This window comes from Desulfovibrio sp. 86, assembly GCF_902702915.1.
In the GTDB taxonomy this organism is placed as follows: domain Bacteria; phylum Desulfobacterota; class Desulfovibrionia; order Desulfovibrionales; family Desulfovibrionaceae; genus Desulfovibrio.
The window spans coordinates 576013-588137 of record NZ_LR738849.1 but is presented as its reverse complement, the minus strand read 5'-3'; the positions used below and the strand labels follow the sequence as shown (position 1 = coordinate 588137).

11 protein-coding genes are annotated in these 12125 nt (G+C 61.0%); 1 reads left to right on the top strand and 10 read right to left on the bottom strand.

Annotation, left to right across the window (positions count from 1 at the left end):
- Positions 1 to 237 precede the first annotated feature (237 nt).
- Positions 238 to 1689, top strand: a complete 1452-nt coding sequence (locus tag DESU86_RS02455) for a GNAT family N-acetyltransferase (protein ID WP_232088233.1) — start codon at positions 238 to 240, stop codon at positions 1687 to 1689.
- Positions 1690 to 1940: 251 nt separating this feature from the next.
- On the opposite strand, the gene DESU86_RS02450 is transcribed toward DESU86_RS02455, so the two are convergent.
- From DESU86_RS02450 to DESU86_RS02405, 10 genes are all read right to left on the bottom strand, one after another.
- The gene (locus DESU86_RS02450) at positions 1941 to 3323 is read right to left on the bottom strand and encodes an aminopeptidase (protein WP_179979597.1); all 1383 of its coding nucleotides are present in this window, start codon (positions 3321 to 3323) and stop codon (positions 1941 to 1943) included.
- Between the two features lie 46 nt (positions 3324 to 3369).
- On the bottom strand, positions 3370 to 4800 hold the full coding sequence (selA, locus tag DESU86_RS02445; protein WP_179979596.1) for an L-seryl-tRNA(Sec) selenium transferase: 1431 nt from the start codon (positions 4798 to 4800) through the stop codon (positions 3370 to 3372).
- Complete coding sequence (locus DESU86_RS02440; RefSeq protein ID WP_179979595.1) at positions 4793 to 6187, bottom strand: bifunctional folylpolyglutamate synthase/dihydrofolate synthase; 1395 nt, start codon at positions 6185 to 6187, stop codon at positions 4793 to 4795. The genes selA and DESU86_RS02440 overlap by 8 nt, the downstream gene beginning before the upstream one ends.
- 98 nt (positions 6188 to 6285) lie before the next feature.
- Entirely contained in the window at positions 6286 to 6552 is a 267-nt protein-coding gene (locus DESU86_RS02435) for a DksA/TraR family C4-type zinc finger protein (protein ID WP_179979594.1), read from the bottom strand.
- Between the two features lie 139 nt (positions 6553 to 6691).
- Positions 6692 to 7087, bottom strand: a complete 396-nt coding sequence (locus tag DESU86_RS02430) for a PaaI family thioesterase (RefSeq protein ID WP_179979593.1) — start codon at positions 7085 to 7087, stop codon at positions 6692 to 6694.
- 92 nt (positions 7088 to 7179) lie between these two features.
- Complete coding sequence (locus tag DESU86_RS02425; protein ID WP_179979592.1) at positions 7180 to 8106, bottom strand: Tim44 domain-containing protein; 927 nt, start codon at positions 8104 to 8106, stop codon at positions 7180 to 7182.
- Between the two features lie 219 nt (positions 8107 to 8325).
- Positions 8326 to 9471 carry a DUF4198 domain-containing protein gene (locus DESU86_RS02420; RefSeq protein ID WP_179979591.1) on the bottom strand — a complete coding sequence of 382 codons (1146 nt, stop codon included), beginning with the start codon at positions 9469 to 9471 and terminating at the stop codon, positions 8326 to 8328.
- 289 nt (positions 9472 to 9760) lie between these two features.
- A complete protein-coding gene (locus DESU86_RS02415; protein WP_179979590.1) occupies positions 9761 to 10624 on the bottom strand; it encodes a ComF family protein in 864 nt (287 codons plus the stop codon).
- Between the two features lie 76 nt (positions 10625 to 10700).
- Complete coding sequence (locus tag DESU86_RS02410; protein ID WP_179979589.1) at positions 10701 to 11396, bottom strand: flavodoxin family protein; 696 nt, start codon at positions 11394 to 11396, stop codon at positions 10701 to 10703.
- Positions 11393 to 12019, bottom strand: coding sequence for an MBL fold metallo-hydrolase (locus DESU86_RS02405; RefSeq protein WP_179979588.1), 627 nt, complete (start codon positions 12017 to 12019; stop codon positions 11393 to 11395). The genes DESU86_RS02410 and DESU86_RS02405 overlap by 4 nt, the downstream gene beginning before the upstream one ends.
- Between the last annotated feature and the right edge of the window lie 106 nt (positions 12020 to 12125).

The following is a 12125-nucleotide window of genomic DNA, read 5'->3' as shown; positions in this document are numbered from 1 at the left end:
TCGCGCTACAAGGCTATTTTTCAACCATGCAGTATCGTTATCTATTTTTTCTTCATTTTACCACGGCTTCATGCCTTGCGTAAAACGGCCCAGCGCGGTACAGCGGCCTTGTGGGGGGTACTTTTACTCCCTGCCCCGCACTGCGGGCCGCCAGGGCGCAGACACGCGATCCGCGCCGGGCGTACTGGTCATAATCAGGCATTTTTCTTTTACGAGCAGCTACCGGAATAAACAGGCATGCGCATTCTACATAAGCAACAGCATTTGCCGCCTCTTGATGGTCCACGACTGGAACCCCACCCATTTCGCGCCGCAGGCACGCCGCCAGACAAATGCAACGGCGCGCCGCTTGTGCCCGTGAACCGCCGGGAACGTGGCCTTGAGGCCCGCCGGACGGCCATGGCCGCAGAGGAACGCGGTGAAGGAGAAGCCGTGAACAGCGAGCACAAGGACGAGGACCGACAACCGTCCAACGGCGTTCACGACGCCTTTGAATTCCGCCAGCTTGGCAAGGACGATTTTGAGCAGTTTGAAGCCCTGCTGCGGTATGCCTTTCAGGTAAGCTCGTCTGAAATGGCCCGCATCGGCTGGTCCGACAAGGAGATGAAGCAGTCCAAGAAGCCCATTTTCGAGGCATCGCACGTCATGGGCTGGTTTTACAAGGGCAGGCTGGCTTCGCAAGTGGTCATCTACCCTATGGAAGTGAACATCCAGGGCGAAATTTGCAAAATGGGCGGCATTACCGGAGTGGCGACCTATCCGGAATATACCGGCCGGGGGCTTATCCATTCACTGCTGGCAAAAAGCCTTGAGTACATGCGCAGCCAGCAGCAGATCATCTCCTACCTGTGCCCCTATTCCATACCGCTTTACCGCAAGCACGGCTGGGAAATCATGTCGGACAAGATGACCTTCGCCATCAAGGATACGCAGCTTCCGGCGCGGCACCCGGTGGAGGGGCAGATAGAGCGTGTGGACATTGAAAATGAGGATCTGCACAAGGTTTACAAATATTTTGCGCTGCAGGAACACGGCGCGCTCATACGCGGCGCGCTGGAGTGGGAGGAGTACTGGCGCTGGGATTCGGATGACGTCATGGCGGCGGTGTACTACAGCGCTGACCGCAAGCCCTTGGGTTATGTGATCTACTACATTGAGAATGAAGTTTTCAGCATCAAGGAGATGGTCTACCTGAACCAGGAGGCCAAGTACGGCATCTGGAATTACATCACCGCGCATTTTTCGATGATCACCAAGGTGGAAGGAGCCAACTACACGGGCGAGGCCATGGCTTTTCAGCTTGAGGACAGCGAGATCGACGAGACCATACAGCCTTACGGCATGGCCCGCATTGTGGATGTGCAGCGTTTTATGGAGTTTTATCCCTTCCAGTTCAGCGACCCCAGACTCACGCTGGATTTTGAGGTAAAAGACCCCATTGCGCCGTGGAACAACGGCATATTCCACGTGCGGTGGGAGGACGATGAGGCTGTCTGCGAGCAGGTGACCACATGCCATTCGGGCCACCGCATAGCGCTGGACATACAGACGCTGACCACCATGCTTATGGGCTACAAGCGGCCAACCTATCTCTATAACAATGACCGCATTGATATGGACTACCATCTGCTCAAAACGCTGGAAGCGCTGATTCCCCCTGACAGGCCCTATTTTTCAGACTATTTTTGATGCCAAAGAGGCGCGCCATTGGCGCGCCTCTTTGCATTTAAAGCAATTTCACTTTGCTAATGCTCTGGCGGATGTGGAAGCAGACGCCCGCCGCAGAGGCGTATGCGCTATTTATTTGCGCTGTTACGCGCCGACGCGGGCGGCTTGGAAGCATTGAGGACAGATATTTACAATGCGAAAATGCTCTAGAGCTGGAGCAGGCATCACCGTATCACAAGGTCTGTCTGCCCCGACAAAACCGCCCTGGTCAGTTAGATGCTTGACTCAAGAAAAGCCCGGTACGCCTGAACCGTGGTGTGCAGGTCCGCGCAGCTTGCCAGTTCAAAGGGGCTGTGCATGGAAAGCACGGCCGGGCCAAGGTCAATGACGTGCATGCCGTAGGCCGCCAGAAAGAGCGCCACCGTGCCGCCGCCGCCGTGGTCCACGCGGCCCAGTTCCGCCGCCTGCCAGGGGATGTTCTTGCTGTTGAACAGGTTGCGCAGCGCGCCGAAAAATTCGGCATCGGCTTCACTGGCGCCGTATTTGCCGCGCGAACCCGTGAACTTGGAGAAGCAGGGCCCGTAGCCCATCTGGGCGGCGTTCTGCTTTTCGTGCACTTCCTGAAAATCCGGGTCCAGAGCGGCCTGAACGTCGGCGGAAAGGGCACGGGTTTCCATAAAGACGCGCGACGCGGACAGGCCCGGAGCCCACGCCTGGGTCAGGTCTTCAATGCAGTACTGCAGAAAGCGCGACGCCGCGCCGGTTGCGCCGTCCGAACCGATTTCTTCCTTGTCCCAGAACATCACCGCCATGCTGCGCCCGGTGGCCTCGGCTTCCAGCAGGGCCTCAAGAGCTGCGAACACGCAGATGCGGTCGTCCTGCCCGTAGCCGCCCACCAGGGCCTTGTCAAAACCCACAAAGCGCGCTGGTCCGGCGGGCACGGCCTGAAGCTCGGCAGTGATAAGGTCTTCTTCGGTGATGCCGTATTTTTTATTGAGGATTTCAAGCAGCTGGGCCTTGATGGGCTCCTTGGGCGCTTCGTCTTTTTTGCCCTTGGCGGCCTTGGGGCTGTGCCCCAGAATGATATTGAGTTTTTCGCCCTCAAAGGCGTCGCTGACGGTCTGCGTCACCTGTTTTTGCGCCAGATGGGGCAAAAGGTCCGCAATGCAGAAAACAGGCTCGCCGGGCTTTTCGCCAATGGTGACCTCAAGCGGTGAACCATCGGCACGTATGATCACGCCGTGCAGCGCCAGGGGGCGCGCCAGCCACTGGTATTTGCGTATGCCGCCGTAATAGTGGGTTTTGGCCTGCGCCACGCCGGGCTGCTCGATAAGGGGGCGCTGCTTGAAGTCAAGGCGCGGCGTGTCGGCGTGGGCAGCCACAAGGGCAAGCCCCTGATCCAGAGGCAGCGTGCCGCGACGGGCGGCAAAAATGGCTTTGCCGCGCATGGGGCGCATGACGCGGTCGCCGCCGAAATCTTCGCCATAGCCCTGGGCGGCCAGGCGCTCGCGCACGTATTCCACGGTTTCACGCTCGGTTTTGCAGCGCGTGATAAAGTCCATATAGCGAAGAGCCAGAGATTCCATCTGCTTGCGGGTTTTGGCGTCCGCATCCTCCCAGGCGTTTCTGGGCTTGTAGGTCAGCGTTTTTTCCATGATGTGTTCCTTTATGGCCGCGCTAAGCGGCAATCAATCTTGATACCTATATAAGACCTGTGGCGGCAAGGGCCAGTGCCTCGCGCAATACCCGCAGCAGCACGGGCCTGTCCGCAGTATCCAGGGTACGGGGGTCAAGGCAGAAGCTGTCGTCTTCCAGCCGTCCTATGAGGGGCGGTTCAGTGCGCAGCAGGGCGGCCTTGAGCGCCGTGGGACTGCATGCGGCGGGCTTGAGGCACACCAGGGTGGTGGGCAAATCATACTGGGGGAAGGCCCCGCCGCCCACGCGGGAAACATCGGCCTGCAGACTTATGTGGCAGGACGTTTGCGGGCTGGCATTGAGGCCCCTGCGCAAGGCGGTTGCCAGGGAGCGGGCGTCCTTGTGGAGTTCGTCGGCGGTGCGGCAGATCATGCGCAGGGTGGGCACGCTTTGCCGGGCCTTGTCCGGGTCAAGATAGAGGCGCAGGGTGGCTTCAAGGGCGGCAAGGCAGAGCTTGTCGCAGCGCAGGGCGCGGGTGAGCGGATTGCTCTTGAGCTTGTCCACCATGCTTTTGCGGCCCGTAATGATGCCGGCCTGCGGGCCGCCCAGCACCTTGTCGCCGGAAAATGTGGCAATATCAGCGCCCTGGGCCAGCACTGAAGGAACCGTGGGTTCGTTGGGCAGACCAACGGTAGAAAAGTCCGTCAGGCTGCCGCTGCCCAGATCCTCAATAAGCGGCAGGCCATGCTCTTTTGCCAGGTCTGCCAGCTCTGGCAGGGACACGGCGGAGTGGAAGCCCACAATGCGGTAGTTTGACGTGTGCACGCGCATGAGAGCGCGGGTGTTTTCATTGATGGCCGCCCTGTAGTCGCGCAGATGGGTACGGTTGGTGGCTCCCACTTCGCGCAGGGTTGCGCCGCTTTTTTCCATAACTTCAGGGATGCGGAAGCTGCCGCCGATTTCCACCAGTTCGCCACGCGAGACCACCACTTCGCCGCCCTTGCAAAAGGTGTCCAGCACAAGCAGCACGGCGGCGGCATTGTTGTTGACCACAAGAGCCGCTTCGGCCCCTGTGAGACGGCAGAGCAGGTCTTCCACCAGGGCGTGACGGCTGCCGCGACCGCCGGTGGCCATGTTCAGTTCAAGGTTGCAGTAGCCTGTGGCGGCGGTGATGACCGCCTCACGCGCTTCTTTTGCCAGCACCGAGCGGCCCATATTGGTATGCACCACCACCCCGGTGGCGTTGAGCGCCGCGCTGAAGCGGCTTCGCAGGCCCGCCCGCACATAGGCCGCAAGGTCTTGCAGGCGGGCTTCAAGCCCCAGTTCATGGGCGGAGCCGTACTGGCCTTCCCGGATGGCCTGCCGTTGCTGATCCCAGAATGCGGTCACAAGATCCCGCACAAAGGTGCGCGGGGCGTCGGCCAGATGAGGGTCGGCCTCGTGAAGGGCCGCAAGGCAAAGGTCCACGGCAGGGATGGCGCGAAAGAGTTTATTCATGGGCTGTTCTCCCTTGAGTTGCGTCCTGATGATTTGCGTCCTGATGAGTTGCATCCTGGCGGATTACGTCCGGGTGAATCGCGTTCTGGGACGAAAGGTATGCGGGGTAGAGGCTGAAAAATTCTGCCAGCAGATAGAGCGAACCCGTGACCAGCACCGGGCGGCCAGAGCAGCCCGGGCAGGCTCGCGCCACTGCCGCGGCATGGGCCAGGGCCTGCGCCAGCGGTGAAGCGCCGGGAGACGTGCTGGTCGGGCCGCCCTGCGCGTCAGGAATGGCCTGAGCGGTTGCCGGAGGCGTGGCGTTGAAAAAGCGTGCCACGTCTTGCGCGTTGGCCGCTCTGGGGTTGTCCAGCGGGGGCACGAAGATGGGGGCGTCGCCAGCCTGCTTTTTCAGCATGGCGGCCGCTGTCTGCCAGTCCTTGTCGCCCAGGCAGGAAAACACAATGGCGGCGGGCTGTATGTTTGCCTGCCGCATGGCCGCCATGAGTGCGGTCATGCCGTGGGGGTTATGCGCACCGTCCAGCAGAAAGGGCGGCATGGCGCTCGTGGCGGGCACGTACTGCAGGCGGCCGGGAATAAATGCCAGGGCAAGGCCGCGCTTTTGCGCCTGCGCGTCCTGCGGGTCTTTGCCGAGCATGGGGGCCAGGATATGCCACGCGGCCAGCGCGAGGCCAGCGTTGCTTTTCTGATGCGGCCCGGGGAGTCCCAATTCCAGGGATGCGTCGGCCGCGTCAGCCCAGATCAGCGGAGCCTTGTGCTTGCGCGCGGCGGCTTCAATGACCCGCGCGGCTTGCGGGAACTGAGAGGTTGAGCACACGGGAGCCGCCGAACGGATGGCCCCGGCCTTGTCCGTGGCGATGGCCGCAAGACTGTCGCCGAGCACGTCCTTGTGATCCATCGCTATGGGGGCAAAGCAGAGCACGTCGGCGCTGACGGCGGTGGTGGCGTCGTGGCTGCCGCCAAGCCCAGCCTCAAGAATGGCCACATCTACCCGCTCTTCGGCAAAGGCCAGCAAGGCGAGCACGGTAAGGAATTCAAAATACGTCAGCTCCGGGGCGGCATCCATGACCTTGTTGGCCTGGCTGGTCCATAATTCCTGCGGCCAGGGCCTGCCGTCAATGCGGATGCGCTCCGTTGGGCTGACAAAGTGTGGGGAGGTATACAGGCCCGTGCGCAGGCCGTGGGCAGCGCACAGGGATGAAAGAAAGGAGGCGGTGGACCCTTTGCCATTGGTGCCGAGCACCTGCACAGTCACAAAGGAGGGCCGGGCAAGGCCCAGGGCCGACAGGGCGCGCCGCATGCGGTCCAGGCCCATGTCCATGTGAAAAAGTCCCAGACTGTCCAGATGCTGTTCAATATGGGTGAAATCACTGAAGTGCTGTCTCATGGGCAGCACGGTACCTTAAAGCCGGACGGCTGTCAGCGTTCTATAGCCAGTTCCTGTCGCACGAATTTGCGGCAGGGCAGCGCCGGGGGCGCGAAGGCCTACCGCAGCTGGCTGTCCTTGCTGCCGCGCCGGTTGTAAAGAGAAACCGCCTGCTGTTCCCTGTCCGCCTCCTGCTGGCAGGCGACGCACAGGCGCACGCCCGGCAGGGCCTCACGCCGGGCCTGCGGGATGGACTCCCCGCACTCCTCGCAATGGCTCAGGCTTTCACCGCTGGGAAGATTGCGCCGCGCGCGGGCGACTTCGTCATTGATGGAGTCTTGAATCTGGTCCTGTACCGCGCCGTCTCCGGCCCAACCGCTTGCCATGGCGTCCTCCTGGTGTTTTTTTGGCCGCGTTGTCGGCAGCCAGTATGGTGAATATAAGTCCGGGCGGCATGAAAAGGAAGCAGCCCGGCAAACCTTGAAGTCCGCCGGGCTGAAAAAAACATCTTGTCGCTGACGTATGTCAGTCTGGCAGCAAGATGTCAGTCTGGTATCCGGAGGCCATGCACTGGGCGATAAGCTCTCCAGTGCCGTCAAAAACCTTTACGGTAAAGCTTTGTATGCGCTGGCCCTTGCGTACCACATAGGATTCGGCAGCCAGGGGGCCGCATGTGCCGGGGCGCAGAAATTCGATGGTGGTCGAAAGGCTCACCACCCCCATATCCTTGCCCGCGTTGGCCGCAGCCCCAAACGCCACGTCGGCCAGCGAAAAAATGGCTCCGCCGTGGGCGCAGCCCATGCCGTTCTTGTGGTTTTCGGTAAGGGGCATGGTCACTCTGGCGTAATCCGGAGTGGCGGTTTCAATGGTCATTTGCAGGTGCCGTAGCAGCTTGTCGTGTTTTTCGACATAATTTTTCATATGTTCTCCAAGGTTGCCAAAAACAAGCCGGAAGCCAAGGGCTTCCGGCATAGTGTATGCTGGAGCATTTCCGCCAATGCGGACTGCCTATGTTACTCTACCTGCTGGATGCCGTCCAGTTTCCAGCTGCCGCCCTGCACAGGGCGCATGAAATGCCATACTTCGCGCACGGTGGACGGAGCCTGCTGGTCAGGACTTTCGCGCATCAGCACATCAAAGAAGACCTGGGCGTACTGCTCATTGCCTTCATTTTCCACACCAAGCAGCTGGGCATTGACCAAAAGGAGTTCGGTGTTGCTTGGCTTGGGGTCGGCTTCCATCTGCTCGCGCACGGCGTGCTGCACGGCAGAGCTGGTGAACTGGGCGATGTCGTCCATGTCGCGCTTGTCCCAGGCGTTTTGCAGCCGGGTGTACGCCATCTTGGCTCCGCGCAGAAATTCTTCAGCATCAAATCCATCGGGCATGGGAATATTGGGACCAGCGGCTGTCTGCGATGACGGGCCAGAGCCGTCGCCGCGCAGCACATCCCATCCATTGCTGCCTGTGGATTCGCGCTGCATGCCCTGCATGCGGTCGTCATACGCGCCGTCTTGCCCGCTTCGTGCGCTCGCGCCCGCTGGAGACTGCTGACCGCGAAACCGGGCAAAGAGCTTGAGCCCAAAAAAGACCAGAAGGCCAATGATGATGATATCCATAAAGCCGCCGCCGGCAAAACCGTGACCGCCCAGCAACGAGCCCAGCAGCGTGCCGGCCAGGAGGCCGCCGAAAAGGCCGCCCATACCGCCGAACATGCCGGGTCGGGAAGCCTGAGGCGCAGCCTGGGGCTGGTTCATGGACGACCGTGGAGCTTGCGGGGCGTCCTGGCGCATGGTGGGTCGCGGCGCAGGGGTGCTCATAAAGGGCTTGCTGCCAAAGGAACTGCCGCCACCCAGGCGGGCGGCTTCAGTGGCGTCGGGCACGGCAAGCATGATGGAACAGCAAAGAAAGAGGACAATAGTCAGAAAGGCACTCAATTTCATGAACAGCTCCCAGGAGGGGGTTGTTGGGTTGCAGGGTGCGATAGTCGCACATTCTGTTCAGCCTTACTTACCATAAACATTGTGCCGAAAAAGGCAAGGGGCCGGATTTTCGCCCGGCCCTGCAGTGAAACGTCAAAAAATATTTTGTATGGAGGCATGGGGCAATTTCATGAGAGCATTTTGCTTTTGAAAAAGTGCCGCCCTTACCCCCGCCTTGGATCAGCGCTTGCGGGCATCGGCGGCGCCATCCACATACAGCCAGAAAAGCGCGCCCAGATTCAGGGGTTTTGGCTGGCCATCCGGCCCTTTGAGGGGATCGCCAGGCGTTACTGCCATACAGCACCACCAGCCGGGCTGATTGAGTATGAAGGAGAACTGGCCAGCCTTGTCGGTGCGGGCCTCCATCTCCTCATGCCAGGGCGTGGGGACGGGGCGTTTTTCCGTGTTGATGCGCACCATGCGCACGGGAGCGTTGGGCAGGGCCTTGCCGTGCAGCAGGGCGACGCCAGAGAAAATGGCGGGCGCGGTAAGCCCGAAGGGACGGGTAAGGGCCTGGATTTCAAACACCTGGCCCACGGGCTGCTCCCACCCGCGTTCCACGCCGTGTACGGGCAGCATGGTCTTTACGTAGTGCTGCAAAAACTGTCCACGGGCGGCGTCCCACCAGGGGCGGCCTTCAATGATGAACTGGTAAAGGCCCGGAGTGGTCAGCTCTACGTTGGCTCCCCAGGCCTTCTGATCAAGGTAGCCGATTTCTTCCACATCGCCCAGAAGATCGCGGCGTATTGGCTGAATGAGGCCGTCCTTGACCGGGCTGGCGTTGTCATAGCGCAAAACAGCGAACAGTTGCGGCATATCCATGACAAGGCTCTGATACTGGAAGGGGCGCATCATGGTGATGAGCACATCAACCTGCTCGTCGATGACGGGAAGCTCCGGGGGCGGCGGCGGCGCGGGGGCCTCCGCGACTGGCTGAGTCCCCTGTGGCTGAGTCCCCTGTGACTGAGTTCCCTGCGCAGCGGGCGCTTTTACGGCCCCCTGCTCGGCGGCGGGAGCGGCTTTGGCCGTGGGCGCGCCTGCTTCCGGCTTGCGGGCGCTGGTAGCGGTCTTGCCGGTGTCAGCGCTTTTTTCCGGTTTGGACGCAGGCTGTTTGCTCTCCTGCTTTTTGTCGTCACGCTTGCTGGAAGCGTCTGCCTTGTCGGTTTTGGCCGGAGCCTCGATGCTGGGCTGACTCGGCACCAGCAAAGTTACCTGGGCGTTGGCTGAAACCGCTGTAAAGGCGCAGCACACAAAAGCCCACAGGGCTGTGGACACAATGGCGCCCACCGCGTGCGGCAGGCTGTATGAAAAAGAAAGGCGCGGCATGAAGGCTCCTGCAATGCCGGATGTGAGCCCTGTAGCCCCGGGTATGCCGAAGCCAGGGCGGAACGTCCTGTTTGCGAGAACATAGCAGAACGTTTTCACATTGTCATGTGGCAGACCTGTGACTTTTTGGCCCGTTTGCCACTGGACCAGATTAACTTTGAACTGCAACACATTTCAGAGTTTTCATTCAGCCGAAAAATGTGATTTGCGGCTGAATCTACGCACGTTGCGGCGCGCTGCACTTTCGTGCAGCTTTAGAGCATCTACACTTTTTCAAAGGTAAAATGCTCTATGGCGCGCTGTTGCCAGTGAAGTCCATATCTTCTTTGGGCGTGCGGGCCACCACCAGCACATCCACACTGCTGGCCCCTGCCTTGAGCAGCGCCAGACCCGCCGCGCGGAGGGTGCTGCCCGTGGTCATGACGTCGTCCACCAGCCACAGGCGCAACCCTTTAACCCCAGGGGAGGCAGCAAAGCTGTGGCGCACGTTTTCCGGCCGCGAGCGGGCACTGAGGCCAACCTGGGCAGGGCCAGGGCGGGTGCGGCTGAGCAGGCCGGGAACAAGCGCAAGGCCGGTCTGCGCGTGCAGGGCCTTCGCAAGCTCATGCGCCTGATTGTAGCCCCTGTGCCGCAGATGATCCGGATACTGCGGCACAGCCAGCAGGGCGTCGGGACCGGGCAGACAGTGTGCGGCCTCCAGAAGAAACGCGCCAAGCAGCGGGGCCAGATAGAGGTGCCCGTCAAACTTGAGCCGCAAAAGCGTATGGCGCAGGGATTGGCGGTACAGCCCGTAAAAGGCGGCTCGCGTCCAGGGCGGCGGGTCTGTAAGGCAACGCCCGCACAGGCTGCCTTGGTAAGCTTCCCGTGAAGAGTCGTAGCCGCCAACTGGCACAGGAGCGGGAAGACCGTTGGGCATGGGGGAGGGCAGACCGCACAATGGGCAGCGTGGCCCTCTGTAGGGGGCAAGCAGGTCGCGGCAAGATGGGCACAGGGAAGCGGCAGGGTCAAAAAACCCCGCAGGCGGCGAAGTGGTGCTGGCGGAAAAATTTTCGGCGTCAGGGCTGAAAGGGCGCAGGCAGTGAAAGCACCGGGCCTGGGCAAGTCCCAGAAAGCGGGCGGCTGTGGAGAGTTTGTGGGCGAACTGCACATTCATCCGGGCTACCTGACAATTGTAGTTGCCGTCTGGTCAGCAGGCAGGTCAAAAAGGTCAGTGCCCCGGATGGGCACGGTCAGCGCGCGGCAGTCGGGCCGTTCTTGGCGCACTCCGTGCCGGGGCTGGCGGCCGGATCATATCCCGGTATCTTGCCCGCCATGAGCCTGCACCCCCAATCGTGTCCCCAGGCATGCAGCGCGGCGCGGACAGCGGGGCGTTCTTCCAGGTCTTTCACCTTTTCGAGGCCGCGCAGCAGCCGTGTTTCGCTGATGGTAGCGTTCAGCGGGGAAAGAAAATAGCGCAGGGTCAGCAGGGAGCCCGAGAACAGCAGATTGCCGCGCGGTCTTCCGGCCACCAGGCTCACCAGTGTGGGCTTGATTGGCGGACGGGGAAGCAGGGGCTTGGTTGCCGAGGCGTGGTTTTGGGCGGCCCAGAAACGCTGGGAGCGGTCAATGAGCGCCTTGAAATGCGCGGGCAGGGAATAGAAATAGATGGGCGCGGATATGAAGAGCAGGGGCGCGGCTTCAATAAGCGAAAATATTTCATCAGCCCTGTCTTTCATGCCGCCGTAATCCCGGTCCGCCAGCGTGCACCTGTGCGGCGGCCTGCTACAGCCGCCACAATCGACACAACCCTCAAACGCGTAGTCTCGCAAGGCCACAATCTGCCAGTCGGCCCCGGCTTCGGCTGCCCCTTCGGCCACAAGTCGGGCCACAGTGTCCGACACGCCATCAGGGTGCGGACTGCAAAGAAGGGCTAGTGGTCTGCTCATGGTCTGAACTCGCCACAAAAGGGATTATTGGCGATTTCGTCGCCAATATTGGTTGTGGGGCCGTGTCCCGGATACACCGTGGTTTCAGCGGGCAGTTTGAAGAGCACATCCTTGACCGAGCGCAAAAGAGTGTCGTGGTCGCCGCCAGGAAAGTCCGTGCGTCCGATGGAGCGGTAGAACAGGGCGTCGCCGGAAAAAACCGCATGCTCGTCGGGGAAATAGAGGGAAACGCCGCCGGGGGTATGGCCAGGTGTTTTAAGCACTTGGCAGACCATGTCGCCAAAGATTGTATTGCCCATGGGCATGGGGGCGGCCGTAAATTCCGGAACCGGCGGAAAGCCCCAGACGCCGCCCTTGCCGGAGTCCGTACCCGCGAGGCTGTCGTCGTCCTGCGGAATGTATACCAGCGCGCCGGTGGCTTCTTCCAGAGCGGCCACACCGTACATATGGTCGAAATGGCGGTGGGTTATGCAGATGGCCTCAAGCTTCAGGTGGTGTGTGTTCAGGTATTCCAGCATGGGGGCGGGGTCGCCGCCTACGTCGATGGCCACGGCCTTGGAGGTCTTGTGGATAAGGTAGCTGTTGGTCTGTAACGGACCTATGGGAAAAGCAGCAACTGCCATGTGGGTTTTCCTTGCTTGTAAATGGGGATTGCGGTTCAGAGACGGCGATACGCTGCGGAGCGGCAGCGCGGCAACAACTTGCGTTGGTCAGATACTAACCTCTTAA